This is a genomic window from Gemmatimonadota bacterium (assembly GCA_041390125.1).
In the GTDB taxonomy this organism is placed as follows: Bacteria; Gemmatimonadota; Gemmatimonadetes; order Longimicrobiales; family Gaopeijiaceae; genus JAGQIF01.
Genome location: JAWKQN010000003.1, coordinates 102091 through 128892 on the forward strand (window position 1 = coordinate 102091; position 26802 = coordinate 128892).

At 71.2% G+C, this 26802-nt stretch carries 16 protein-coding genes; 5 read left to right on the top strand and 11 right to left on the bottom strand.

The window, feature by feature from the left end; translation table 11 throughout:
* Positions 1-146 precede the first annotated feature (146 nt).
* Positions 147-3359, bottom strand: a complete 3213-nt coding sequence (locus tag R3E98_01985) for a glycosyl hydrolase (GenBank protein ID MEZ4422155.1) — start codon at positions 3357-3359, stop codon at positions 147-149.
* Between the two features lie 187 nt (positions 3360-3546).
* On the opposite strand from R3E98_01985, the gene R3E98_01990 reads away from it, so the two are divergent.
* Complete coding sequence (locus R3E98_01990; protein ID MEZ4422156.1) at positions 3547-4947, top strand: deoxyribodipyrimidine photo-lyase; 1401 nt, start codon at positions 3547-3549, stop codon at positions 4945-4947.
* Between the two features lie 72 nt (positions 4948-5019).
* Here the strand turns inward: R3E98_01990 and R3E98_01995 are convergent, their stop codons facing one another.
* Complete coding sequence (locus tag R3E98_01995; protein ID MEZ4422157.1) at positions 5020-6714, bottom strand: amidase family protein; 1695 nt, start codon at positions 6712-6714, stop codon at positions 5020-5022.
* A 113-nt stretch (positions 6715-6827) separates the two neighbouring features.
* Here R3E98_01995 and R3E98_02000 point away from each other — a divergent pair, with 113 nt between their 5' ends.
* The 3 genes from R3E98_02000 to R3E98_02010 all read left to right on the top strand — a co-directional run bounded on the left by R3E98_02000 (position 6828) and on the right by R3E98_02010 (position 13388).
* Entirely contained in the window at positions 6828-8891 is a 2064-nt protein-coding gene (locus R3E98_02000; protein MEZ4422158.1) for a CocE/NonD family hydrolase, read from the top strand.
* 142 nt (positions 8892-9033) lie between these two features.
* Positions 9034-12768: a M28 family peptidase gene (locus R3E98_02005; protein MEZ4422159.1), complete on the top strand. Its 3735-nt coding sequence runs from the start codon at positions 9034-9036 to the stop codon at positions 12766-12768.
* 14 nt (positions 12769-12782) lie between these two features.
* Positions 12783-13388, top strand: a complete 606-nt coding sequence (locus R3E98_02010; protein ID MEZ4422160.1) for a trimeric intracellular cation channel family protein — start codon at positions 12783-12785, stop codon at positions 13386-13388.
* 32 nt (positions 13389-13420) lie between these two features.
* On the opposite strand, the gene R3E98_02015 is transcribed toward R3E98_02010, so the two are convergent.
* The 6 genes from R3E98_02015 to R3E98_02040 form a co-directional block, all read right to left on the bottom strand.
* On the bottom strand, positions 13421-14653 hold the full coding sequence (locus R3E98_02015) for a hypothetical protein (protein ID MEZ4422161.1): 1233 nt from the start codon (positions 14651-14653) through the stop codon (positions 13421-13423).
* 1 nt (position 14654) lies between these two features.
* Positions 14655-15377 carry an ABC transporter ATP-binding protein gene (locus R3E98_02020; protein MEZ4422162.1) on the bottom strand — a complete coding sequence of 241 codons (723 nt, stop codon included), beginning with the start codon at positions 15375-15377 and terminating at the stop codon, positions 14655-14657.
* Entirely contained in the window at positions 15374-16615 is a 1242-nt protein-coding gene (locus R3E98_02025) for an FtsX-like permease family protein (protein MEZ4422163.1), read from the bottom strand. The genes R3E98_02020 and R3E98_02025 overlap by 4 nt, the downstream gene beginning before the upstream one ends.
* The gene (locus tag R3E98_02030) at positions 16612-17904 is read right to left on the bottom strand and encodes an FtsX-like permease family protein (GenBank protein MEZ4422164.1); all 1293 of its coding nucleotides are present in this window, start codon (positions 17902-17904) and stop codon (positions 16612-16614) included. Before R3E98_02030 ends, R3E98_02025 begins: the two co-directional genes overlap by 4 nt.
* 1 nt (position 17905) lies before the next feature.
* Positions 17906-18679, bottom strand: a complete 774-nt coding sequence (locus R3E98_02035) for an outer membrane lipoprotein-sorting protein (GenBank protein MEZ4422165.1) — start codon at positions 18677-18679, stop codon at positions 17906-17908.
* A 69-nt stretch (positions 18680-18748) separates the two neighbouring features.
* Positions 18749-19150, bottom strand: coding sequence for a hypothetical protein (locus R3E98_02040; GenBank protein ID MEZ4422166.1), 402 nt, complete (start codon positions 19148-19150; stop codon positions 18749-18751).
* 502 nt (positions 19151-19652) lie between these two features.
* Here R3E98_02040 and R3E98_02045 point away from each other — a divergent pair.
* Positions 19653-20522 carry a phosphatase PAP2 family protein gene (locus R3E98_02045; protein MEZ4422167.1) on the top strand — a complete coding sequence of 290 codons (870 nt, stop codon included), beginning with the start codon at positions 19653-19655 and terminating at the stop codon, positions 20520-20522.
* A 226-nt stretch (positions 20523-20748) separates the two neighbouring features.
* Here R3E98_02045 and R3E98_02050 read toward each other — a convergent pair whose 3' ends face one another.
* The 3 genes from R3E98_02050 to R3E98_02060 form a co-directional block, all read right to left on the bottom strand.
* The gene (locus tag R3E98_02050; protein ID MEZ4422168.1) at positions 20749-21849 is read right to left on the bottom strand and encodes a GntR family transcriptional regulator; all 1101 of its coding nucleotides are present in this window, start codon (positions 21847-21849) and stop codon (positions 20749-20751) included.
* Between the two features lie 534 nt (positions 21850-22383).
* Positions 22384-22941 carry a hypothetical protein gene (locus R3E98_02055; protein MEZ4422169.1) on the bottom strand — a complete coding sequence of 186 codons (558 nt, stop codon included), beginning with the start codon at positions 22939-22941 and terminating at the stop codon, positions 22384-22386.
* 133 nt (positions 22942-23074) lie between these two features.
* Positions 23075-26476 (bottom strand): glycosyl hydrolase, encoded by a 3402-nt coding sequence (locus tag R3E98_02060; protein ID MEZ4422170.1) that lies wholly within the window; start codon positions 26474-26476, stop codon positions 23075-23077.
* Positions 26477-26802 lie beyond the last annotated feature (326 nt).

A 26802-nucleotide genomic window follows, 5' to 3' on the forward strand; every position in this document is an offset into this window, starting at 1 on the left:
GGCTGCACCCTGCCGACCGGAGCCCGGAAGCCGTGGAGCCGAGCCGGGACTGCACCCTGCCGACCGGAGCCCGGAAGCCGTGGAGCCGAGCCGGGACTGCACCCTGCCGACCGGAGCCCGGACGCCGGGGCCCGGCCGGTGCCGGCTCAGCTCACCGGGCGTCTTCCCCCCACCTCCACCGCCTGCACGCCCAGGCTCTCCAGAAGCTGGTTGAAGGCGCCGACCCCTGGTCCCAGGATCCAGTCGATCCGGGAGCGGTAGGTCCGCCATTCCTCCGTGAGCTCGCGGAACTGGTCGAGCATCCCCTGCGTGGGCGCTCCGGGCATCCCGTCGATCGCGCTGCGCAGGTAGATGAAGAACTGGTTGAGGCGGGTGGGGAAGACGGTGGGGTCCTGGCCCGTGGTCCAGTTGCGATTGACCAGCATCGAGTCCACCGCCTGGATGCTGTCCTCCAGCATGCGGGCCGCGGCCTGGATGGTGTCGTGGCGGGGATGCTCTCCCGTCCGCTCCACCGCGTCGTCGAGCTGACCGCTCACGGACTGCAACGTGCTCACGCTACCGTGCAGCGCTTCCAGCTCCGTGCGGACCTGGGCGGTGAGGCGATCGCGCGCCTGGTGGTCGGCGGCCGTGATCTCGGCGGCGACCTGCGGGACGTCGCGCACCTGGAAGGCGCGTTCGATGGTCTCCTGGCCTTCGACGGTGAGGCGCACACGGTACTCACCGGGCGGGACCATGCGGCCGGCGAGCGAGCCGAACGTGTACAGCCCCTCCACGTTCGGAACCGACTCATGGCGCAGGTTCCACCCCATCCGGTTCATACCGGGCTCGACCTGCAACCGCGTCGGGGCGCCGGGCCCCTCGCCCGGACGGCTGCTGTACGTCCGGATCACCGCGCCCTGGGCGTCCAGGAATTCCAGCGTGACCACCGGTGCCGCCGCCTCCTCCGCCGACAGCGCGAACTCGGCCACCTTGAAGTGCACCTGGGCGCCGCCCGGGGGATTCGAGGCCGCGTCGGCGGCACCACCCCCGAACCCGCCTCCGCCTCCGAACTGCCGGTAGACCGCGGAGGGCGCGAACAGCCACACCGGCGCGGCTGCCACGGCCTGCCGCTCGGCATGCAGTTGCCGCAGCGGCCCCAGGTCGTCCAGGACCCAGAAGGCACGGCCCTGCGTCGCCGCCAGCAGGTCGCCCTGGTGGACCTTGAGGTCGGTGATCGGCGTGAGCGGCAGATCGAGCTGCAGGCTCTGCCAATGGGCGCCGTCGTCGAAGGACACGAACATCCCGAGCTCCGTGCCCAGGTAGAGCAGGCCGCGCCGCTCCGTGTCCTCGCGGATCACCCGGACCCAGTGATCGGCCGGGATGCCGTCGGCGATGGCCGTCCAGGTGCGTCCGAAGTCCGTGGTCTTGTACGCCATCGGCGTGAAGTCGTTGAACTTGTAGCGCGTCACCGCGATGTAGGCGGCGCCGGCTTCGTGCGGGCTGGCCTCCACGGCGTTGATCATCGCCTCGGGCAGCGCGGGTGTGACGTTGGTCCACGTGGCGCCGCCGTCCCGCGTGACCTGGACCAGACCGTCGTCGGAGCCCGTCCAGATGACGTCCCGGTCCACGGGGGAGGGAGAGATGGTGTAGATGGTGCCGTAGACCTCGCCACCCGCGCCTTCATTCGTGATCGGCGTCCCGCCCGGCCCCTGCTTGGATTCCTCGTCGCGCGTCAGGTCGGGGCTGATCTCCTCCCAGGAGTTGCCACGGTCGCTGGACATCAGCAGGTGGTTGCCGCCGTGGTAGAGCACGTTCCCGTCGAACGGGCTCACGACGATCGGCGCGTTCCAGTTGAAGCGATACAGCATGTCCTTGGGCTGGATGGAGGCGGGCATGCCCGGGCGCACCTGCACGTTGCGGCTGGTCTGCAGCAGATCGTCCACCTCGTTGATCTGCCCCAGATAGCAGCCGCCGTATTGGAAGCGCGGATTGTCCGGATCGAACGCCACCCAGGCGCTCTCGCAGCCCGCGGAGGAGCGGTAGTCCTCCGGTCCGATGCTGCCGTCGAAGTCACGGCTCTTGATGGCCACGCTGCTGTTGTCCTGCTGGCCGCCGTAGATCCAGTACGGCACGCGGTTGTCCGCGTTGACCCGGTAGAACTGCGCGGTGGGTTGGTTGTAGATGCTGGACCAGCTCGTGCCGCCGTTGAACGTGACCTCGGCGCCGCCGTCGTCCGCCAGGATCAGGTTGTCCGGGTCGTCCGGGTTGATCCACAGGTCGTGCGTGTCCCCGTGCCCGACGGAGATGGACTGGAACGTCCGGCCGCCATCGATCGACTTCCAGAACGGCGCGTTCAACGCGTAGACCGTGTTCTCGTCGCTGGGGTCGGCGAAGATCTCCATGTAGTACCAGGGCCGCGAGCGCAGGCCGCGCACGCTGTTCACCCGACGCCAGGACTGCCCGGCATCATCCGAACGGAAGACCCCGCCGTCGGGTTCGGCCTCGATGATCGCGTACACGACATCCGGGTTCGCACCGGAGACGCTCACGCCGATCTTGCCCATCAGATCCGGGAGCCCGTTCTCCAGCTTCGTCCACGTCTCCCCGGCGTCCGTGCTCTTCCAGAGGCCGCTGCCCGGACCGCCCGAACGGACCTCCCAGGGCTCGCGCACGTGGTCCCAGAACGCCGCGTAGAGGATGCGCGGGTTGGTGGGATCCATGCTGAGCTCGCTGGCTCCGCTGGTCTCGCTGACGTAGTGCACCTTCTGCCAGGTGGCCCCGCCGTCGCGGGAGCGGTAGATGCCGCGCTCCTCGCTCGCCCCGTAGGGCGCGCCCTGCGCGGCCACATACACGACGTCCGGGTTCGTCGGGTGGACCACGATGCGGCTGATGGCACGCGTGTCGTCCAGACCCAGATGCGTCCACGTGCGGCCCGCGTCCGTGGAGCGGTAGACGCCGTCGCCGTGGCTGGTCGTCACCCCCCGCGGCGCGTGCTCACCCATGCCCACGTAGACCACGTTGGGATCGGAGGGCGCGACCGCGATCGCCCCCACGCTGGCGGTCTGGATCTGACCGTCGCTCACGTTGGTCCAGGCCTGGCCGGCGTCCGTGGTCTTCCACACCCCGCCGCCGACGCCCCCGAAGAAGTAGGTCCGCGGCTGACCGGCCACCCCGGCGACGGCCACCGAGCGCCCGCCGCGGAAGGGGCCCACGAGACGCCAGTCCAGCGTGGCGTAGAGGGCCGTGTCGACCTGGGGCGCCGCGTTCCGGGGGCGCTGGGCCAGGGCGGGAGCGGGGAGGACGGCGCCACCGGCGAGCAGACCGGTCGCGACGAGCAGCGGGGCGCGCCGGAGGCGCGGGGAGGAGCACGAAGCGATCACGGGACAGCGATCCTGGAGCGAGGGACGGCGGCGGAGGCGAAGGCCGGTCCGGACATGGAAGCGCCCGGCCGGGCGGGCGAACGTGGGCATTCTGCGAGGCCGGACCGGGACGGGCAACGGGCCCCGGGGGGAACCGGACCGGCCGGGCGGTGGATGGGAACGGAGCAACCCCTCTTCGGGAGACGGCATGGCGGGCATCGACGACGCGCGGATCCAGCGCCTGAACGAACACCCGGCGGACTCCGCGGGGCGCTACGTGCTCTACTGGATGCAGCAGTCACAGCGCGCGGACTCGAACCCCGCGCTCGAGCACGCCGTCCGGGAGGCGGAGGAGCGCAATCAGCCCGTGGTGGTGGGCTTCGGCCTGACGGCGGACTACCCGGACGCCAACGCCCGCCACTACGCCTTCCTGCTGCAAGGGCTCGCACACGTGCAGGACCGCCTGCGGGACCGCGGCATCAAGCTCGTCGTGCGGCGCGGGTCTCCGGATCAGGTGGCGCTCGAGCTTGCCGCGGATGCCTCCCTGGTGGTGTGCGATCGGGGCTACCTGCGACACCAGCGCGCGTGGCGCCGACGCGTGGCGGAGGAGGCGGGCCGCGCCGTGGTCCAGGTGGAAGGGGACGTGGTGGTGCCGATCGAGGTGGCCTCGCAGAAACGGGAGTACGCGGCCCGGACGCTGCGCCCGAAGATCGAACGGGTGCGGGACGGCTTCCTCACGTCGCTCACGGAGGCACACCCGACGAAATCGTCGCTGAGGCTGCGGGTGACGGGAGACGTCGATCCCTCCGATCCGGAGCGTCTCCTGCGCGCGCTGGAGGTCGACCGGGAGGTGGCGCCGGTCGAGTCGTTCGTCGGCGGCACGGACGAGGCGCGTCGCCGGCTGACCCGCTTCCTGCGCAGCGGGATCGGCGGCTACGCGGAGAACCGGAGCGAGCCCGCCGCCGAGCAGGTATCGGGGCTCAGCCCCTACCTGCACTTCGGTCAGATCTCTCCCGTGGAGGTGGCCCTCAAGGCGCGCGCGTCGAAGTCGGCCGGGCGCGAGGATCTGGCCACATTCCTCGAGGAGCTGGTCGTGCGGCGCGAGCTCTCGGCCAACTACGTCTACTTCGCCGAGGACTACGATCGCTATGGCGCTCTCCCGGAATGGGCGCGCAAGACGCTGGAGAAGCACAAGGAGGATGCCCGCCCCGCGCGCTACACCCGCGACGAGCTGGAGGCGGGGAGGACCCACGACCGCTACTGGAATGCGGCCATGGCCGAGATGCGCGAGACCGGATACCTGCACAACACGCTGCGGATGTACTGGGGCAAGCAGATCATCCAGTGGACCAACACGCCCGGATACGCGTTCGACACCGCCCTGTACCTGAACAACCGCTACTTCCTGGATGGGCGTGACCCCAACTCGTTCACGAACATCGCCTGGTTGTTCGGTCTGCACGACCGGCCCTGGCAGGAGCGGGACGTCCTGGGCACCGTGCGCACCATGACGCGGGGCGGGCTGGATCGGAAGTACGACATGGACGCCTGGATGGCGCAGGTAGAGGAGCGTAGCGGGCCGGTCGGGCCGGACGCCCCGACCGCCTGATGGGATCGCCTTCCGCGGGAGGGGCGCGGCCGTGCCGCCCGTGCCCGTCTCCCGACCGCCGTGGTGGGTCCGTCAGTGGATCCGCTCGCCCGGGAGCGGAGGCGTGAGCACCGGATCGCGCCGCGCCTGCGTGCGCTGCTCGAACGCGTAGCCCAGGGCCAGCAGCCGCGGCTCGCTGAAGGGACGCCCCAGGAAGGAGAGCCCCACGGGCAGGCGGTCGCTGGTGAACCCGGCGGGGACGATGAGGTCCGGGAAACCGGTCAGATTGGCGAGGTTGGTGGCGGACGGACCCCCACCTCCTCCGCCGACGCCGACCAGCCCGGGCCGGGTGGGGGACGTCGGATAGACGATCGCGTCGAGGCGCTCCTCGTCCATACGGCCTTCGAGCAGGGCGCGCAGGAGCGGCAGCGCGTGATCGCGCACCGCGAGGTATTCGGCGTCCTCGAGTGTCCCGCTGCGCTCTTCCTGCAGGAAAAGGCCCCAGCGCGTGGGGTTGGGCTGCTGCCCGTCGGCCGTGGGCGAAGTCAGACGTTGCGAGCGCTCGATCATCTCGGCCAGCGTGCGCGGATAGCGTTCGTCCAGCGTCGCCAGGTACGCGGGGATCTGCGCCCGGAACTCCCGCCACCGGACGGTCGTGTACCACTCCTCCTTGGCGTCCAGGACCCACCGCGGGAGCCGCACGTCGACGACGGTGGCCCCCGCGTCGCGCATCGCCTGGAGGGACGCGTCCAAGATCCAGTCCACTTCACCATCCTGGCCGACGAAGTCGCGGGCCACCCCGATGCGCGCGCCGCGCAGCGCATCCGCGTCGAGGAAGGAGGTGAACCCCACCCCGCTCAAGGAGGCGCCCGTCTGCGTGATGGGATCGGCCGGATCGACCGCCGTGACCACGTCCAGCACGGCCGCGATGTCGGCCACGGTGCGTGCCATGGGACCCGGCACGTCGAACGAGAGCGCGAGCGGCACGATCCCGTCCCGGCTGAGCAGGCCCATCGTGGGCTTCAGACCCACGATGCCGTTCGCGGTCGAGGGGCCCCGCACCGAGCCCCCGGTATCGGTTCCGAACCCGATCGGGGCGTAGGCCGCGGCGATCGCCACGCCGGTTCCGCCCGACGAGCCCGACGGCGAGCGCGCGGGATCGTGCGGGTTCTTCATCGGTCCAGCGACCGAGCTGAGCGTCACCCCGGAGGCGAGCTCGCTGAGGTTCACCTTGGCGAGCACGATGGCCCCTGCGGCGCGCAGGCGCTGGACCAGGAACGCATCGTCGGGCGGGATCGAGCCGAGGAGCAGGGAAGATCCCGCCGTGGTGGGCAGGTCGGCGGTGTCGATGTTGTCCTTGAGCACGACGGGGATGCCGTGCAGCGCCGAGCGCGGCCCTCGTTCCCGACGCTCCCGGTCCAGCGCCCGAGCGGTGGCCAGCGCATCCGGGTTCAGCCAGAGCACGGCACCCAGCCCGGGACCGGCGGCGTCGTACGCCTCGATCCGCGCCAGCGACATCCGCACCAGACGCTCGGACGTGAGCGTGCCGGCGTCGAAGGCCTGGTTGAGGTCGGCGATGGATGCGGCCGCGAGCCCACCGGTGCTCTGCGCCCGGAGCGGGAGCGCCCCGGTGGTCAGGAGCGTAAGGGCGAGGGCCAGCGCCCATACGCCGGCGCCCATCTCGCGGGCCGGTCCCCGCGACGCCGCCGGAGCGGGCCGCTCGTCCGGGCGGGCGCGGACCCGTGCGCTCGGCACGCCGGCGAGGAGAGGGGCAGCGCTTCGGCTCATGGGGTCGACCTCCGGGTCCGGGATCTGGCGGAGCCGCACTATACGCGGGGTGCGCCGCCGGGCACGAGGGCAGGCGGGGCCCGGGGGTGCCAACCGCGGGCCCGACGTGCAAGTTGCACGACGCCGGCACCCCGCGCGGCGACGTCCACGTGCCCGGTCACGGGCCCATCGGATACGGATTCCAGATGCGCGTGTCGATCGACGAGCTCCTTTCCCGACGCGAATTCCATCGACGCCTGGGTCTGGCCGGCGCCGGGTTGTGGCTGCTCGGCCCCGCGGCCTGCGCGCGCGCGGGAGCCGACACGCCCGTGGACGATCCGGGCTACGACGCCTTCCGCGAGCTCGACGTCATGGTGTCCATGCGCGACGGCGTACGCCTGGCCACGGACGTCCATCGTCCGTCCCGTGAGGGGGTGCCGTTGGAGGGCCCGTTCCCCGTGCTGCTCGAACGCACGCCCTACGGGAAGCACCTGCCCAGCCGCTCCGAGGTCCGAGCCGGCGATGTCGACACCCCCTGGTCACGGGCGCAGGTCGCCGACTACTTCGTGCGCCTGGGCTACGTGGTGGTCTACCAGGACGTGCGGGGTCGCTACGGCTCCGAGGGCGCGTACGTGAAGTACCTCGATGATGCGGCCGACGGCTACGACACGTGTGCCTGGATCCTGGAGCAGCCGTGGTGCGACGGACAGATCGGGACCAAGGGGCTGTCGTACGCCGCGCACACGCAGGGCGCGCTGGCCAGCGCCGGCGCTCCGGGTGTGGCGGCCATGTTCGTGGACTCCGGCGCGTTCTCCAACTCCTACCAGGGCGGCATCCGCCAGGGGGGCGCGTTCGAGCTGAAGCAGGCCACCTGGGCCTACACGAACGGCCTGCGCGATCCCGCCGTGCAGGCCGACCCCGCACTCAAGGCGGCCGTGGAGGCGGAGGACATCCGCGCGTGGTTCCAGCGCATGCCGTGGGCCCCGGGCGACTCGCCGGTGGCGCGGATCCCGGAGTACGAGGCCTATCTCTTCGAGCAGTGGACGAAGGGCGACTTCGACGAGTACTGGAAGCAGCCGGGCATCTGGGCCGAGGGGTTCTGGGACGAGTGGCCGGACTGTCCGCAGATGCATATGAGCAGCTGGTACGATGCGTATTCCCGCACCGCCACCGACAACTTCGTGGGCCTCAAGGCGCGCAAGCGGGCGCCGATCCGCCTCATCATGGGTCCGTGGACGCACGGGGACCGCTCCGAGACCTTCGCCGGTGACGTGGACTTCGGTCCGGCCGCCACGGTGGACGGGAACCTCGCGGCGGACTTCTGGGAGCTGCGGCGCCGCTGGTTCGACCATTGGCTGCGAGGCCTGGACAACGGCGTGGGTGCCGAGCCCACGGTGCGCTACTTCCGCATGGGTGGCGGCAGCGGACGCCGCAACGAGGCCGGGCGAATGCAGCATGGCGGCTCCTGGCGGACCGCGGACGACTGGCCGCTCCCCGGCACCGCCTTCACGCGCTACCACCTCCACGCGGATGGGCGCCTGACCACCGATGCCCCGGAGGCCGGCCCCGCGTCGCGGACCTACGACTACGATCCGCGCGATCCGGTCCCCTCCATCGGCGGGACGATCACGTCGGGAGCGCCCGTCATGTACGGAGGCGCCTTCGATCAGCGCGAGACCGAGACGCTGTATGGAGCGCGCGCGCCCTTCACGCGCCTGGCGGACCGACCGGACGTGCTCGTCTTCCAGACCGAGCCCCTGGCGGAGGACGTGGAGATCACCGGCCCGGTGGAGGTGCGGCTGTGGATCTCGTCGGATGCGTCCGACACCGACTTCACCATGAAGCTGGTGGACGTCTACCCACCGAACGCGGACTACCCGGAGGGCTTCGAGATGAACATCACCGACGGCATCCTGCGGGCGCGATACCGCGACTCGTGGGAGGAGCCGACGCTGATGGAGCCGGGCACCGTCTACGAGCTGGTGATCCAGCCGTTCCCGACCAGCAACCTGTTCGCACGCGGCCACCGCATCCGGTTGGACATCTCCAGCTCGAACTTCCCGCACTTCGACCTCAACTTCAACACGGGCGAACCGGAGGGGCAGGCCACCCGCTCCGAGATCGCGCGCAACACCATCTGGCTGGACGCAGCGCATCCTTCCCACGTGGTCCTTCCGGTGGTCCCGGCGGCCGATTGAGGGAGGCCGCCCGCGTCCGCGGGCCGACGCGGACCGGTCCCCTCCGAAGGAACCCGGACCGGGGGGTCCCGCGTAGGGGGAGTGCGAAGACCCCCGGCATCCACGCCGGGGGCGCGCCCGCGAGAGAAGGAGCGCTCCCCGCGTGAGCAAGGACGACGGGATCCCGGATATCCCCTCCTGGGAGGAGCTGGGCATCTCCCCGGAGGAGCTGAAGGAGCTCGAGGAGGAGCTGGCGCGCGAGGAGCGGGGTGAGCCGCCGGAGGACGCTGCGCCCACCCGGACCGGCACACCCGCGCGGATCGAGGAACCGGGTCCGGCCGCACCGCCTGCGCGGAGCCCGGGGAAGACCCCGTCGTCCAGCGCTCCTCCCGCGGGCACGCCGCCGCCGGGCAGCGCTCCCCCGTCCCGGGATGCGGCGGCGGGCGCCGGCCGGCCTTCCTCCGGCGCGGCCGCGCCGCCGGATGCGGGCGCGAAGCGGCGGTTCGGGTTCTTCCGTCGCCGGAAGAAGGACCGGGCGAGCCCTGGCTCGACGGGTAGAGGCTCGACTCCCGGCGGATCCAAGACGTCCGCGCCTCCGGCCGCGGCGGCACCGGTGCCCCCGGCGCGCCCGCCCCTGCCGCCGGCGACCCGGTGGCGGGGCCCGCTCACGGTGGTCCTCCTGCTGCTGGTGGCCTGGCTCTCCAGCTCGTGGCGCGGCATCCCGCGTCCCGTCCCCGCCGACGCGCCCGATTCGCTCTTCTCGGCCGAACGCGCCTGGGTCCACCTGGAGCGCATCGCGCGCGCGCCCCATCCGCCCGGCAGCCCCGAGCACGCCCGCGTGCGCGAACACCTGCTCGCGACGCTCGCGGGATACGGGCTCGATCCGCAGGTGCAGACCACCACGCAGGTGATCGGGCGCGGGTCCGTGGCCCGAGCGGTGACCGTGCGCAACGTGCTGGCGCGGATCCCGGGGAGCGAGCCCGGACGTGGCGCCGTGTTGATCACGGCGCACTACGACGGTCGCGAAGTCGCGCTCGCGGCCGGGGACGACGGTGCGGGAGTGGTGACCCTCCTGGAGGCGATCCGCGCGCTGCGGACCGGACCCCAGCTCCGTCACGACGTGATCGTGCTCCTCACCGATGCGGAGGAGCTGGGACTCGTGGGCGCACGGGCCTTCGTGGACCAGCACTCCTGGATGGACGACGTGCGGCTCGTGCTCTCCTTCGAGATGCGCGGCGGCGGGGGGCCGTCGCTCATGTTCGAGACGGGCGCGCAGAACGGCTGGGTGGTGCAGCAGTTCGCGGAGGTCGCGCCCTATCCGCACGCCAACTCCTTGAGCGTCGAGATCTATCGGCGTCTCCCCAACGACACCGATTTCACGCCGTTCCGGGAGGCCGGGCGCCAGGGGCTCAACTTCGCGGCGATCGGTCGCGCCCACGTCTATCATCAGGCCTACGACACACCCGCCAACCTCTCCCGCGCCACCGTGCAGAACCACGGCGTGCAGGCCCTCGCGCTGCTCCGCCATTTCGGGGATGCGGACCTGGACGCGGTGACGGCCCCGGACCGCGCGTACTTTTCGATCCCGTACGTCGGCGTGTTCACCTATCCGGGATGGGTGTCCTGGGTGCTGAGCGTCGTGCTGGTGTTGGGGTGGATCCTGCTGATCGTCCGGGGCCGGGCGGCCGGGCTGCGGGTGGGCGGCATGGTGGTGGGTCTCCTCGTCGGGGTCGGCCTCGTGGCCGGGTCCGCCGGCGCCGGGGTGCTGCTGCTGCGCACCGTGACCGGGCTGCATCCCGAAGCGGGTCGGCTGCACGGCAGCCTCCTGCACGCGGAGTGGCCCTACGTGCTCGCTCTGGTCGCGGCCGCCTTCACCTCGGCGACCGTCGCCCTGCTGCTCACGCGTCGCTGGTTCCGGCTGGGCGCGCTCGCGCTGGGGGCGCTCACCCTTCCGCTGCTCGCGGCCGCCGTGATGGGCTTCCTGGTGCCGCTGGGCGCGGCCAACCTGCAGGGGCCGGCCCTGGGCGGTCTGCTGGCGGCCGCGGTGGCGTTGGGGGTCGAGCCCACGCAGCGCCCCGGCCACGTACGCTGGGTGCTCTGGCTCCTCCTGGCGGTGCCGGTCCTCGTCTTCCTGGTGCCGCTGACCGAGCTGCTCTGGTTGTCCCTCAGCCTGGGCCAGGCCGCCCTGGTCGGCGGTCTGGCGGCCCTCATCGTCGTGTTGCTCCTCCCGCTCGTCGATGTCGCGCGCGAGCCCAACGGGTGGGGCGCGAGCGTCCTCGGTCTGATCGTCACGGCGGTCTTCGTGGGTATCGGGCTCGCGCTCGCGCGCCCGGGCGAGACACGGCCGCTGCCGTCCACGCTGGTCTACGCGCTCGACCGGGAGGACGGCTCGGCCGTGTGGGCGCTCGATCCCGCCGTGCTGGAGGCGGACGCCGCCGACCGGGCGGATCTGGCCTGGGCTCGGGAGCGGGCGGGGACCCCCGATACCGTTCGGACCGTGGCGGCGCTGGCGGCCGGCATGTCGTTCGCGGTCGCTCCCGCGCCGCGCGTGGCGGCCGCGCCGCCACGGTTGTCGGTCGCGACGGACAGTGCCTCGGCACTGGCGGGCGCTCCGCTCCGCGTGCGCGTCGCGTCCGCGTTCGGCGCGGAGGCGCTGCGCTTCACGTTCCCCGACGGGGGTGCGCGCCCGGTCGCCATCAACGGTCGCCCTCTCGGCGCGCGTCCCGAGCTCCAGATCGTGGAGCATTGGGGCGAGCCCGAGGGAGGGGCCGTGGTCCTCGATCTGGATCCCGCCAACGCCGGCGACACCGTGCGTTTCGACCTGGTGGAGACCACGTTCCGTCCCTCCGAGCTGGTGGGTCCGGACGTCTTCCGGCGACCCGCCGGGCTCGCCCCCGATATCCGCCGCCTGTCCGATCGGGCGGTCGTACGCACCCCCGTCGCGATCGACGTGCGCAGCGGGACCGTCGCGCTGGGGATCGCAGGCCTCGCCGAACCCGCGCCCGCGGGTGCGACCTCCGGTCCCGGAGACACGCTCCCCACAGGGGCACCGGCCGACAGCACCGATCTCGCGGCCGTCGAGCTCTTCGCACCGGGGGTCGTCTCCTCGGCGGCACCTGAGTTCGCGATCACGTTCACGCCGGACGGGCGCACCGCGTTCTTCAACCGCGGGACGGAAGACCGGAGCGCCTACCGGATGCTCGCATCGTTGCGGAGCGATACGACCTGGGGGTCGGCCGAGGCGGTGCCGTTCGCGAGCGCAGGCATGGACGTGGATCCGTTCGTGAGCCCCGACGGCAACCGGATCTGGTTCTCGTCGGACCGGCCGCGCGCGGGCGCGCCCGCGGGATCGATCTCGAGCTGGTACGTGGAGCGGACCGCCACGGGGTGGAGCGATCCGATCGACCCGGGTGCACCGTTCAACTCGGATTCGGCGGACATCTTCGTCTCGGAGGCCCGGGATGGCACTGTGGTGTTCCGCTCGGAGCGGGACGGCCGCCGACGGGTCTACGCCACGCGCCGCGGAACGGAAGGGTGGGAGACCCCGGTGGCGCTGCGCTTCGGAACGGTGGAGGAGGCGTCCAATCCCATGCTGCACCCGAGCGGTACCTGGATCGTCCTCTCGCTGCCGGGGCCGGGAGGAGAGCCCGACCTCTACGCGAGCTGCCGTACGGCGGAGGGAATGTGGGGCGAGCCGTTCGCGCTCCCCGCCGCGATCAACTCGCCGTTCGCGGAGTTCGCACCCGCCTTCCATCCCGACGGTACGTTGTATTTCACGTCGGAGCGGCCGGGGGTCGTAGGCACCCAACCCGACGGCACGCGTCCGCCGGGTGACATCTACCGCGTGCGTCCGGGTGCACACGTCGCGTGCGACGGTACGGCGGTCCCCCTGGGCTGACGACCTCCATCTCCATGTTCGATCTGATCGAGCTCTTCGCCGTGCTCTCGGCCGGCCTGTATGGGGTGCTGTTGGCCCGCAAGAAGGGGATGGACCTCGTCGGCGTCTTTTCCGTGTCGTGCATCATCGCGTTCGGAGGCGGCACGCTCCGCGACCTGTTCCTGGACCGCACGCCGCTCTTCTGGATCGCGAATCCACACTATCCCGTGCTGATCTTCCTCATCTCCGTCGTGGCCTCCATCGTGCGCTTCCCCGAAGAGGGACGGGTGCTCCGTCTGCTCTACGTGCCCGATGCGCTGGGATTGGGTCTGTTCAGCGCGCTGGGGGCGGGGTTCGCGCTGGCCGAGGGCACGTCGCTGTTCGTGGCCTCCCTGCTCGGCGTGATCACCGGGACGTTCGGAGGGGTGCTGGGCGACATCGTCTCGAACGAGATCCCGAGCCTCTTCCGGTCGGGCACCACGCTCTACGCCACGTGTGCCTTCCTGGGGTCGTGGACCTTCCTGCTGTTGCACACGGTGGGGATGCCCGAGCCCGGACCGGTCGTGGCCGGGATCGCCGTCACGGTCATCCTGCGGCTCGCTGCGGTGGTGCGGGATTGGAAGCTGCCGGCGCTGCGCTGATGGCGAATGGCAGCGTGGACCGGTCCGCCCGCTCAGTAGTACAGCGCAACCGCCGTGTAGACGAGCTGACCATAGGTGCCGAATTCGCTGCGCAGCAGCGGGGGAGCGGAGTCCGCGAAGCGCGGCGAACGACCCCGGGTCAGCAGCGCACCCAGCGAGAGGCGGGCGCTCTGACCCAGGTCGTAGCTCGCGAACGGAGTGATGGAGACGCTCGCGTCGTCGAGATTGGCGCGGCCCGCGGCGGCGAGCGTGACGCGGTCCCCCGACTGCCATGACACGGTCCCACCGAGGTACGTCCGCCCCAGGAGATACGTCTCGCCGCGGGCAAACTCCGGCGCGGTCAGATGCTCCACGTAGCGCGCCGTCTCCGACGTACCCAGCCCGTTTCGATGCAGCTCCACGGACGCGATCCAGGTGGAACCCAGGCGGTCCGCGCCGACGGTGGCGCGCAGGTCGCGCCAGCCCCCGCGGTCCAGCGCGTACGGAGTGGCCACCTCGGCCCGGATCTTCCACGTGTCGAGCACCCAGGAGACGCCCGCGAGCGCGATGAGCTCGCGCCAGAACTTGCCTGCGGCGACATAGACGTCGGCCGTAGGCAGCTCGAGCGTGGCGCGCATCCCACCTGAGAGATCGTCGACCGACCCCCGGTCGGCCACCACGGCGTCCAGCTCCAGGCCCGGCCTCGGATACAGGAGCGCACGGACCGCGTCGACGCCGCGCTTCTCCTCCGTGTCGAGCTCGAACGGGCTGAACTGCGCCCACAGGTCGGCGATGGGAAAGAGCGTGGAGATCCCCCACGTGATGGCCTGCCGGCCGAGCGTGAGATCGACGGCGTCGGCGCGGACGCGGAGGGCCAGGCGGTCGAGGTCGTGCCAGACCCGGAAGCCGGGCTCGTCCACGAAGGTGGTCTCGAGGTCCACGGTTCGGCCGGGAACGGCGCTCACGCCGAAGCCCGTGACGCCGCTCCCGAACGCCTCCGGCGTGGTCGACATCTGGAGCTGCAGGCGGTCGTGGACGTCAACCCCGACGTGCTCGCCGAACGCGAGCTGCCAGCGCAGCCGTACCACTTCGGCGTTGAAGGCCGAGCGTCGATCGGCGCCTGGAGGCGTGTAGCCGAGGTCCTGGATCGCCGACAGGGAACGGACGTATCCGCTCCACACCGGGCCGCTCCCCCGGCCGGTCTGGGCCGGGAGCGGGGAGGTGTCCGCGATGGACGTGGCGAGCAGCGCGAGCGTGCAGGCAGCCACGGCTCCGGCCCGCGTCATGTCACCGGCCGCCGGCGTGCGCCGGGGTCACCCGGGCTTCATCGGCGTCCACCCGACCATCGCGGAGCCGCACGAGCCGGCGCACGCGCTCGATGACCACCGGATCGTGACTGGAGAAGAGGAACGTGGTCCCGAGCTCGCGATTGAGCTCGTCCATCAGGTCGAGCAGCGCCGACGACGTCTCCGAGTCCAGGTTGGCCGTGGGCTCGTCGGCCAGCACGACGTCGGGCTGCGTCGCCAGCGCCCGCACCACGGCCACGCGCTGTTGTTGCCCGCCGGAGAGCTCATGCGGCTTCCGATCCGCCTCGGCGGCCAGTCCCACGCGTTCGAGAAGCGGGAGCACGCGCGCGCGGCGCGCTTCGGGCGTCACACCGCGAAGGAGCAGGGTGAACTCCGCGTTCTCGTAGGCGGTGAGCACGGGGACGAGATTGTAGGCCTGGAACACGAACCCGATGTGATCGAGGCGGAAGTCCGCGGCCGTGCCCCGGTCCATGTCCGTCACCCGGTGGCCGGAGACGGATACCCATCCCGACGTGGGGCGATCGAGCGCCCCGATCAGGTTGAGGAGCGTGGTCTTGCCCGAGCCCGAAGGACCCGCCAGCCCGCAGAACTCCCCCGGTTGGATGGTGAGATCGACGCCCCGCAGCGCGTGGACCTCGACGTCACCCTGCCGGAAGACACGGGTGACTCCGCTCACCTGGATCTGGGGCGCAGACGCTGTCATTCGAAGAACCGCATCGCTTCGGCGGGGGCGAGCCGCGTGGCCTTCCAGGCGGGATAGAGGGCGCTGCCCAGCGTGGCCAGGATCACCAGCGCCGTGCCGGCCGCCCACTTCCGCGGCCGGATCTCGCTGTACATCACCATGTCCTCCAGGTTGATGCCGGAGATCTCGATCTCCTCGATCCCCCAGGCGGAGAGCGGGATGCCCCACCGGGCTGCGGCCAGGTGCGCGCCGAAGCCGAGTGCGAAGCCCACCCCGACGCCGAGCACGGTCAGCAGGACGGTCTCGGCCAGCAGGAGGCCGGCCACGCGGGGCCCGCGCAGGCCCAGCGCGGAGAGCAGGCCCAGCTCGCGCACGCGCTCCAACACGGCCATCAGGAAGGTGTTGGCGATCGAGAAGAGGACCACCAGCAGGATGACGCCCAGGTACACGTATCCGAACGCGTCGTCCAGCTCGGTGAACCCCACCATCTCGGGGACGGCCTCCTGCCAGGAGAGCACCTCGATGTCCGGAGCGCGATCGGCGAGGGCCGTGCGCACGGCAGCGGCCAGGGCGGACGCATCGGCGTCCGGCGCGCCGAGCACGCCGATCTGCGTGAGCATCGCGTCCATGACCGCCACGTCGCGCGCGGCCTGCAGGTTGGTCCACGCGACGCCTTCGTCGATCTCGCGTACCCCGGTCTCGACGATCCCGCTGAGATGGAAGAGCGCACGGGTCACCTCGCCCTCGACGTCGGTCGTCGTCAGCACGACGCGGTCACCGAGCTCGAGCTCCAGCTCGGCGACGGCTGCGGCCCCGAGCACGATCGGGTCGCGTTCGCCGCCGGTCAGGAACGTTCCATCCACCAGGTCTGCGGCCGGATCGGACAACGCGGCCTCGGCGGCAGGATCCACCCCCGACAGCTGCACAGGAAGCGTGCCGGAGGACGTCGAGGCGAGCCCCGTCAGGAGGATGCGTGGAAGGACGGTGCGTACGCCCCCAACGGCACGGATCCGCTCCTGCAGGGAAGGGGCGTCGCGCAGCGCGACGTCGCTGGCGCGGGTATCCCAGTAGCCCTGTGCATGGACGAGGACCTGCCCTCCTGCCGCCTGCGCCGCTTCCTCCAGCATGCGGCGATGCCCGTCGTCGTTGATGCTCATGCCCACGAGCATCAACGCGTACGTGAGCGCGATCGCGGAGCCCATGATGAAGGTGCGCCCGCGGTGGCGCCACAGATTGCGCCAGGCCATGCGCCAGATCATGCGCGCCCCGACAGGGTGGGCACGGGGTCGATGCGCGCGGCGCGCCAGGCCGGCCACAGGCCGCACAGGAACGCGAAGATCATCATGACGGCGACGGGCTCGACCAACGCCATCGGCTCGAGCACGAAGTAGAGCCGGTCCGAGAAGGACACGCCCATGAAGGAGAACGCGGTCTGGTCGGTGAACAGCGCCATGTTCAGGCCGGCGCGGGCATGGTACCACGCCAGCCCGCCACCCGCCGCGGCGCCGATCAGCGCACCTGTGGATCCGAGCACAGCCGTCTCGATCTGCAGCGTGCGGAACATGCGGCGCGGCCGCATGCCGATCGCCATCATGACGCCGAACTCGCGTCGGCGCTCCAGGGCGCTCATGCGTTGCGTGTTCAGGATCCCGACACCGGCCACGAGATAGATCAGGAGGTACATGAACCAGTAGGAGCGGCGGAACAACACCACCATCTGGTCGACCGCCGGCAGGATCTCCTGCCACGGCCGGGCGACCAGGCGGTCGTCGCGGGCGGCGGCTGCGTCGGCCGGGAGGCGATCGAGCGCGCCGATGGCGGCCGCTACGGTCTGAGCGGTGGAACGGGCCTGGGAGAGGTCGCGCGTGCGGACGGCGATCTCGTGGACCTCGCCGGACAGGGCCGTCAAGCGCTCCGCGTCGGAGCGGTGCAGGTACACGCTCGATCGGTCGACCTTCGTGTTGCCCGTCCGGACGATGCCCGTCACGCGCAGGAGCTCGTTCCCCAGCGAACCGTCGGCCGCCTCCAGGAAGAGCACGAGCTCGGCACCCACGCCGACCCCGAGCTGACGGGCGAGCGCCTCGCCCAGCACGGCCTCCCGCGGTCCGGGATCCGGTGCGGGCGCGATGCTCAGCCAGTGCCCGGCCGTCACCGCCCGGCGGATGGGTGTGGTCCGGGCCTCGCGTTCCGGATCCACGCCATGCACCTGCGCCACCTGCGAGCGGTGCTCGTTTCCGACGAGCCCGTTGGCCTCGATGCGCGGGGAGACGGCGACCACGTCGGCCACCCCCTCGAGTCGCCTCAGGAGCTCGGAGTCGACCGGAAAGGTGCGGTAGACCCGGGGCCGGTCGGCGTAGGCCGCGGTATGGATCTGGATCTGGGCTGCCTCGACCGCGGTGGCGCCCTGCACCATCTGCTGGAGCCACCCTTCATAGAAGGCGAGGGTCCACACCATCAACGCCACCGCAACGGCGATCGCCGCCAGCGTCAGCCCGCTCCGCCAGCGGTTCCGGGCCAGGTTGCGGATGCCGAGCTTCGCGGCGATCACGTCAATCGCTCGCGATCCGGCGCAGGCCGCGTCGGGTGAAGAGGTCCTGTTCGACGTCCACGTCGAGCTCGAGGACCTCATACAGCACTTCCGTGCGTTCCTCGGGCCGGTCCGCGGGCTGGAGCACCAGGCGGAGCGGGATGGGCCGCCCTGCGATGCGGGCGACATCCGTGAAGATCATCGTGCGAACGAGCTCGTCGCCGTCGTGATACTCACCGCGGACGGGGATCCAGCCGGACGGGTCGAGGAAGAACACCAGGCGGGTGTAGACGACCGGCAGGTCGGGATCGGGAACCAGATCGAGGCGGATCAGGCGACGACCGGGCTCCTCCGCCCACGACAGCGAGGCCCGGTGGTCGTCCAGGTAGCTGGTCTCGCGGAGGAGGTCGTCGTTGGTGAAGTGGCTTCCCATCCAGCTCTCGGAGAGCAGCCCGGACGGGATGCGGATGAGCCGGTCCGCGCGCGGAGCGTAGTTCCAGAGCCCTTCCTCCGTGCGCAACGTCGCGGTGCCCGCCTCCCGTGCGGGCTCACGGATCACGATGAGGGCCTCGTCGTCGCCGCGGGACCAGGCTTCCAGGGTGAGCTCGCGGGTGCCGCGCTCGCGCACGACCGTCATCCGCATCACCGCGTGGCTCGAGGTGGCCTGGTAGAGGTCGTCCAGGTGACGGACGACCTCGGCCACGTCGGGGAGAGCCGGGACGGCTTGCGCGGCCGCCGCGGTCGCGGTTGCGGCCGTCAGCAGCGCGATCCGGACGGCTGTCACAGGGGCCCTCATGCCCTCTTCTCCATCGAGGGTGGCGCACGTGGCCGGGGGCCGCGCGCGCGGATGACTACACCGATGCCCCTACCAGGTCCGGATGGAGTAAGGCCGGAAGCCCGGCTCGAACCGGTCCGAGGAGTCGTGGATCGTCAGCTCCAGCCGCTCCCCCGGCGAGACGGCCACGAACTCGGTGAGGGTCCTCGGGCCGTCGGCATTGGCGAAGAGGATCCGGAGGCGCAAGCTTCCGCCGGACGGCCGCTGGGTGGAGAGGAGCGCCGTGCTGAGCCCCTCCACGACATCGGGTGCGTCGGGCGCCGGGCTGCCGATCTCGAGGCCGACGTCGGCGAAGTCCCAGTTCTTGACCATCACCGCGAGGCGACCGTCCTCGGGGCCCGGCGCCCCAGCGTCGAATGGACTGCTCGGGCGGTAGGCGCACGAAGGAAGGACCAGCAGGGCCAGCAGGGAGAGCCATCGGTTGCGCGCCATACACCACCTCCCCCTCGGACGGAAGGGCCAAGACGGGTTTCGTTACAATTACGTTACTGTCTTGGTGCAATAATCATGCGGGATTGGACCCGCGACGTCCAGTCCAGGTCCATGGCGCGATCGCAGGACCGGAACGGCCACCGGCCTCTCCGCTCGGGTCGACCCTGCCGGCTCGCCGGGCCGACCGGCCGGCACGGACGGAGCGCTGTCGGTCGCGTTGGGGTGTCCGAGAACACCGGCGTCCGGTCGGGCCGACCGGACGCCCGAACGGGGCGGCGTCGATCGCGTGATATCGAGCCGGGTATCCGCCGGCGCCGTTGGGGTGTCCGCGAAACACTGGCGTCGCGTCGGGCCGTGGCCCCACTATTGCCGCCGCTCGAGGATGGGGCGTCGATCCGGATCGCCATCGCTGTGGCGTCCGCCGTCCCCCCGGTCCGCGCCGGTGCGCCGGCTCCCGCCGCCTCTCGGGGTGGTGGTCCCCCTGATCGAAAGGACGCACAGGTTGCCGATCGTCGCGACCGGACGATTCTCGCGCCCGGCCAGCGCGCTCCTGCGCCCGGCTCTGGTGGGCCTCGTGTGCTCGATGGCCGTCGCTGCCCCGCTGGGAGCCCAGTTCAGCTCGCCCGCCGACACCCTGATCCTCCCCTCGCGGCTGGGCGTCCCGGCCCTGGGTGGGGCCGGACTGGTCGCGCTGGCGGCATTCGTGGTCATGCCCGCGGATGAGGAGATCCGCGAGTGGGTCCAGGGGGCGGGGCGGCAGAGCGAGTTGCTCCAGGGCACGGCAGGAACGTTCGAGCGCTTCGGTAGCGTCGCCGTCCCGATCGTCGGCGCGGGCGTCTATGCGGCCGGTCGGGTGCTCGGACAGGAGACCCTGACCGACGTGACCCACCACACGATGAAGGCCGTCGTGACCGCAGCGGCCGTGACCTACCTCGGCAAGACGTTGGCCGGGCGCGAGCGTCCGACGGAACGGGAAGACGGCCAGTGGAGCTACGGGCTGGGGCGAGGCCTGTCCGATCCGCACTATCGCGCCTTCCCATCCGGCCACACCGCGCAGGCTTTCGCGATCGCCACGGCGCTCTCCTCCGAGCTCCAGCGCCACCACGTCTGGGGCGCGGAGGTGTGGCGCCCGCTCCTCTTCTCCTCCGCCGCGTTGACCGGCCTGTCGCGCATCTACGACGACCGGCACTGGACGTCGGACGTGCTGCTCGGGTCCGTGGTCGGGTATCTGTCCGCCCGCTCCGTGTTGGACGACCACGACCCGTTCGTGCGGGGCACTCCGATCCTGCGCTCGCTGGCGGACGGAGGATGGGGGATCGGGCTCCAGATCCCCTGGGCAGGACCCGCGTCCACCCCGGCCACCCCGCAGTAGCCGAGCGGGACCAGAAGCCGAGCGGGACCCATTGCCGAGCGGGACCAGGAGCCGAACGTGGCCAGGAGCCGAACGTGGCCAGGAGCCGAACGTGGCCAGGAGACGAACGTGGCCAGGAGCCGAACGTGGCCAGACGCTGATCGGGACCACGCGTTCATAGCGATCGGGGCCACCTCTCGACCGCCGACGGTCACGCCCCCGTGGATCACGGGGGCCCCGTCTCACCTCACGGGCCGCACGGGGGTGGCGTTCCCCGGCCGCAGATCACGCGCCTCCGTGCCAGCACGACTCCGGGACCCTGCATGCCGGCGGGCGGCTCCAAAGGCCGATGCTCCGGTGCGACGAGAAGGATCTCGCCGGGCTGGGTCGCAAGAGGACCCCTCGATCTGGCGGACCGTGCGCGCACTTCGACCCGACACGCATCGGCTGCCACGATCCCCTGCGAAACGAGCTCCAGCGCCCACCGGGCTCCGGCGGCCCACTCCGCGGCGAGGATCCGCACGCTGTCCGCGCCGGTCTGCCGGAGCGCCGACCTGACGTCATCCAGCGTCGCGTCATCGACGACGATGTCGACGCACCACAGATCGTGGGAGCGCCACGGCCATGCGCGCCGGACCGCGGAGCTGAGGCGTCGACTGACCACCAGCGTCCCCGGCGGCGGCTCCCCCGCGACGCCCCAGGGCCACCCCACGGCCACCCGACCCATCTGGATCCCCACCTGTTCGACGAGGTGAGGCCCATCCGCGTCGCCTCCGGTCAGGACGAAGAGGGGCGCCTGCGCGGCCACGTCCGGGGAACGACGTCCGGTGAGGAGCAGCGCCGGGTGGAGCGGGGACGGGATCCGAGGCCGCTCCAGCACGACGGTGCCCACCCTCCGCCGAAGCCGGACCAGGCCCTCGGCCTCGAGGTCGAGGTACGCCCGCCGGACCGTGTGGAAGTGGACACAGGCCACCGAAGCCAGGAGACGGATCGGCGGGAGGGGCGCGCCCGGCCGACACGTCCCGATCGCGATCTCGCGACGCACCAGCTCCCTGACCTGGGCATGGAGATGCATGGGGAGTGATGGATCGAGCCCCTCGGCCACGCGCTCGGCCACTCGCCGGGACGTCGCCCGCGCGCACGGCGGGGAACGGAGGGAGGGACGTTGGACCGCCGATGGGCGCCCCCGTCGTGGGGTCGAGGACGGCTCCAGCGCCCGCTGGAACTCCAGCGCCGCGTGGAGCCGACGCGCCTCCTCGTCCCCGGCGTCGTCCGGTCTCGGGTCGGGCTCCTGGAACAGGTCCAACGCAGACCGCACGTCACCGGGTACCACGCTTCCTTCCGTCACGCGCATCCCCTCCCTCGCGTTTGCGCATCTTTCCGCCCTCGCGCGGGCGCACCTCCCCCCTCGCGCGGGCGCATCTCCCTCCCGCGCGAATCGGCGCCTGGGGTGCACCGTCCCCCACGCCGCTCCTGGCGGGTCGACGCCTATATGTAGAAAACGATGTGCGGGCGATTGATCTGTTGCCATGGATCAATCGGCCGCGCACGCCGATGGCGATCCATGGACGCTCCCACCCCCGCCGCCGTCCGTCCGCCCGGTGCGGGCACGTCACACGTCGCGGGCCTGGATCGCGCGGCGTGGGGGTCGGAGGCGATGGGTGGAGACGTCGAGGGGCGGGGGGGAAGGGTGCCGACGAGAGATGGTCCGTCCGTCGCGGGGAGGGTCGCCACCGCGCGGTGCGCGCTTCGGCCGGACCGGCTTCCCGAACGCGGACGGGGATCCGTGCCGTGAAGCCGCGCACCGGCCAGGAAGGATCACCCTGGCCGGTGCGGCGTCGGAGATGTAGGGCGTCCGGCGGGCCGAACGAGACGCCGCCGGTCAGCGACCGGGCGGCGTCAGATATCGATCGGGGATCCGGTTCTCGGGACGCTCGGCGTCCCAGAAGATCGAGACGATCCAGTAACGCGCCCCGTCGTTCAACAGCTGGATGGAGTTGATTCCACGCTGGAAGGGCTCCGCGTCGTCGGGTCGGTTCTTCGACTGATACGCGCTGAACACATGGACGATGTTGCCGAACGCCTCCGTGGTGCGTCCGATCTCGTCCTCGTAGAAACCGCGCTCCTCCAGGCTGGCACCTGCCGCCTGCGCGTATTCCTGCGGCGACCAGACGCGGTGTCCGACGCCGTTCGGACCGCGGCCGGTGGGAATCAAGCGCGCGCCCTCCGGGATGAAGAGCGAGTGGAACCGGTCCCAATCGCGCGTCTGACCGGCGGGGCCCGAGATGACGTCGTACAGGGCGCCGATGATCGCGTCGAGCGAGCCGACGTCCACCGGGTCGGCCGCAGCACTCTGCGCGCTCACCCCGCGCGTCGCGAAGGGCAGCCAGGAGAGGCCGAGGATCGAGAGCGCGAGGAGCGCGGTGCGGGGACGGATCATGGTACACCTCCAGGGATGGCGGACGGTGTGGCTTGGACCGTACGGGAGGGAAAGAGGTTGCCCGCTCCTGCGCGGTCCCGCGAGCAGGTGGATCTCCTCCAGCAAGAGGTCACGGACGTCGATCTCCGGATGCTCAGGGCGAGCCCGGCGGCCAGCGCGGCAGCGCTCGCCCCGAGGTCCAGGGGACGCCTGCGGCCTCGAGGCGGGCCTCGAGCGCGGGCAGGTCGGTCTCGATGATCTGCTGCGCCTCCCTGTGCACATCCGTGAACGCATCCGCGGCGATACGAACCTGCTGCCGATGGGTCGCCGTGGGTCCCCACTGCCCCCGCCAGTGGCCGCTCACGACCTGATTGACCCGCCCCACGATCCCCGGCATCGTGGGCTCGCTGCGCGCGCCGCGGGTCCGATCCCCGTTGAGCGCCTCCTGTACGTCGAGCAGGCGCAACTCGAGGGCGCGCGCGTCCTGACGGAGCGCTTCCGGCGCGGCCGCGGCCCGATCGAGTGCCCGTTGCAGCGTCCGCACCCGATCGAGGGCGTCGGCGGTCGCGCGCTGGGTGCCGGTGACGGCCCGCAGCAGGGCCCCGGTCTCCTGCTGGAACGCGAGGACCGCCGCGCGGTCCTGGAGCGGGATCGCCGCCTCACCGATCGGTGCGATCTCGAAGGGGACAGGAGCGGTCAGCTCCTGCACCGTTCCGTCCACCCGGCTGGAGAGCGAGACCGTATACCGGCCCGGCAGGGCCATCGGGCCCGCGGAGCCGCCCCCGAACCCTCCGCCTCCTCCGCCCGCGGTGACCGGGGCATAGGAGGGATAGCGGTAGTCCCACGTCGCGCGATGCATCCCCGAGGCGGTGCTTCCACGCACGGTGTTCACGATGGCGCCCTCCGCGTCCCGGATGGTCAGGAACACCTGCGGGTCCGGCTCCCGATCCTCCGCCTCGAGCGCTTCCCAGGTCGGGTACGGCGTATCCTCGCCGCGCCGCTGCGCCGCCTGCTCCTCGGCGCGTCGGACCGCCGACCGAGTGCGCAGGGCGTCGCGCACGAAGTAGGTGAAGGTGACGCCGAACGGCGGGTTGTCGGCCTGGTAGAAGTCGGCTCCCGAGTCGCCGCCCGGGCTCCACTCCAGGTACATGTCGCCCGTACGGACCGGGAAGATGTGGGCGGGGTCGGCCAGCACGTCGGCCGCGCCCCCGCCTGCCAACTGTCTGAGCGGGGTGTAGTCGTCGAGCACGTAGAAGCCGCGCCCGAACGTCGCGGCCACGAGATCGCCCTCGCGCCGTTGGATCTCCAGCTCGCGCACGGGGATGGTGGGGAGTCCCGCGTCCAGCTCCACCCAGGACGCACCGCCGTCCACGGATGTGAAGGCGCCGAACTCCGTGCCGAGGAAGAGCAGGTCGGGCTCGATGGGATCCTGCACGATCGAGAACGCCGGACCGTTCTCCGGCAGATCCGCAACGATGGACCGCCAGGTGCGGCCTCGGTCGGTCGAGCGCAGGACGTACGGGCGGAAGTCCCCGCGCTTGAAGTTGTTGAGGACGGCGAAGACGGTATTGGGATCGTGCAGCGACGCCTCGACATCGTGTACGAAGCTCGTGTCGGGGACGCCGGGGAAGGACATCACCGCACGCCATGTCTGCCCGCCGTCCTCGGTCACCTGCACGAGGCCGTCATCGGTGCCGGCGTAGAGGAGGCCTTCGACCAGTGGTGACTCCGACAGGGACACCAGGTGTCCGAAGACCGACGTGGACCGGTTCTTCCCGACCGCGTCCACGCTCCAGACGCGTCCCATGACCTCGAGCTGGTTGCGGTCGAGGTCCCGCGTGAGGTCCTCACTGATGGGACGCCACGTCGACCCCATGTCGTCCGAGCGGAAGAGGATCTGCGCGCCGAAGTACAGGCGTTCATTGTCGTGGGGCGAGATCAGGATCGGTGCGTCCCAGTACCACCGCAATGGCGGTCCGTCCGCGCTCTCCTGGGGTTGGATGTCCAGACGCTCCTTGGAGCGTCGGTCCAGGCGGGACAGCGTACCGTGCTGCAGCTGGGAATAGATGATGTCGGGGTTCTCCGGATCCACCACGGGATCGAACCCGTCGCCCCCGAGCGTCACGTACCAGTCCGAGTTGCGGATCCCCCCGGCCACGGTGGTGCGGGAGGGGCCCCCCAGCGTGTTGTTGTCCTGCGTGCCACCGTAGACGTAGTAGAAAGGCTCGTCGTTGGAGGTGGCGACCTTGTAGAACTGCGTGATCGGCAGGTTGTCGAAGAAGCGCCAGTTCGCACCGCCGTCGAACGTCTCGTACAGACCGCCATCGTTGCCGATGATCAGGTGCTCGGCATCGTCCGGGTCGAAATTCAGTGAGTGGAAGTCGACGTGCACGTCCTCTGTCGGGAGTCGCTCCCAGGTCCGGCCGCCGTCATCCGACATCTCCACGAAGGTGTCGAGCGCGTAGATGCGGTCGAACCGGTGGGGGTCGGCATACAGCTCGTGGTAGTACATGGCAGCGCCCGACTGGTAGCGGGACGTCCGCTGCCAGTGCTCCCCCATGTCCTCGGACCGGAATGTGCCCCCGTCCTCCCCGCTCGCCTCCACGATGGCGTAGAGCACGTCGGGGTTCTGGGGCGAGACGGCCATCCCGATCCGGCCCTTGTCGCCGGACGGCAGGCCGCGGTTGATGGCGCGCCAGGTGTCTCCGCCGTCCGTGGACTTGTAGATGCCCGAGCCCGGTCCGCCGTCGATCATCGTCCATTGGTGACGACGCCGCTGCCACGCCACCGCGTACAGGACCTCGGGATCGCGCGGATCGAAGTAGACCTCGTGGATGCCCGTATCCTCGTCGACATCGAGAACGCGCTCCCAGCTGTCCCCACCGTCCATGGTGCGGTAGAGACCCCGCTCTCCACCCGACGACCAGAGCGGACCCTGGGCCGCGACGTACACCACGTCGGTGTCTTCGGGGTGGATGGCGATCATGCCGATGTGCTCGGAGGTCTCCAGGCCGACCCTCGTGAAGCTCCGCCCGCCGTCGATCGACTTGTACACGCCGTCGCCGTAGCCCACCGAGCGTTGCGCGTTGTTCTCTCCGGTGCCGACCCACAACGTCAGGTGTCGCCGGGGATCGAGCGCGATCGCGCCGATCGAATAGGATCCGTAGTCGTCGAAGATCGGCGACCAGGTGGTACCGGCGTTCGTGGTCTTCCAGACGCCACCGGAGGAGGCCGCCACGTACCAGACCGACCGGTCCGTGGGGTCGATGGCGACATCGGCGATCCGTCCGGACGCGACCGCGGGGCCGATGTTGCGCCACTCCAGCCCGGAGAGCAGGCGCGCGTCCACGGTGCGGGCGGCCGCGGCGGGACGCGCCTGACCGGCCAGCGGGAGGATCGGTGCCGCGCTCAGGATCGATCCGACCAGGAGGGCGAGGACGATGCGCGGGGTCGTGACGACGGCGGAGACGGCGTTCATGGGCGAGACCGGGTTCATGGGCGCGACCGGGTTCATGGGCGAGACCAGGTTCATGGGCGTGGTCGAGCAGCAGGGCACGGAGACGATCCGGAGTCGCAGCCTCCCACGCCGACGCGGCCGGCGCAAGATGTCACGAGCACCCCGCGCGACGGGGCTCGCCCGGCCGCCGATGTCTCGAGCCTCCCGGTCCTCCGCGGCCCCCCGCCGTCCGTTCGCGGGACGACCCGTCCCGGAAGCGGACACCCCGACCCCCTGGCCCGCCGAGGGGCGATGGGCTTCAAGTATATGCCGTGCAATAGCTTGGACGTTCAGGCCGCGAGGGCATGAACCTTTCCATCATCCGTATCCGTCATGTGGGCAGGTCCGAACCGGTCGCGGACAGGTCCGAACCGAACGCTGCGGAG

What these genes read in the sequence shown, in the direction of transcription:
- R3E98_01990 (MEZ4422156.1), top strand. Translation starts at nt 3,547, where the DNA reads ATGGCGGGCATCGACGACGCGCGGATCCAGCGCCTGAACGAACACCCG.
- R3E98_02020 (MEZ4422162.1), bottom strand. Translation starts at nt 15,377, where the DNA reads ATGACAGCGTCTGCGCCCCAGATCCAGGTGAGCGGAGTCACCCGTGTC.
- R3E98_01995 (MEZ4422157.1), bottom strand. Translation starts at nt 6,714, where the DNA reads ATGAGCCGAAGCGCTGCCCCTCTCCTCGCCGGCGTGCCGAGCGCACGG.
- R3E98_02035 (MEZ4422165.1), bottom strand. Translation starts at nt 18,679, where the DNA reads ATGAGGGCCCCTGTGACAGCCGTCCGGATCGCGCTGCTGACGGCCGCA.
- R3E98_02040 (MEZ4422166.1), bottom strand. Translation starts at nt 19,150, where the DNA reads ATGGCGCGCAACCGATGGCTCTCCCTGCTGGCCCTGCTGGTCCTTCCT.
- R3E98_02015 (MEZ4422161.1), bottom strand. Translation starts at nt 14,653, where the DNA reads ATGACGCGGGCCGGAGCCGTGGCTGCCTGCACGCTCGCGCTGCTCGCC.
- R3E98_02025 (MEZ4422163.1), bottom strand. Translation starts at nt 16,615, where the DNA reads ATGATCTGGCGCATGGCCTGGCGCAATCTGTGGCGCCACCGCGGGCGC.
- R3E98_02010 (MEZ4422160.1), top strand. Translation starts at nt 12,783, where the DNA reads ATGTTCGATCTGATCGAGCTCTTCGCCGTGCTCTCGGCCGGCCTGTAT.
- R3E98_02055 (MEZ4422169.1), bottom strand. Translation starts at nt 22,941, where the DNA reads ATGATCCGTCCCCGCACCGCGCTCCTCGCGCTCTCGATCCTCGGCCTC.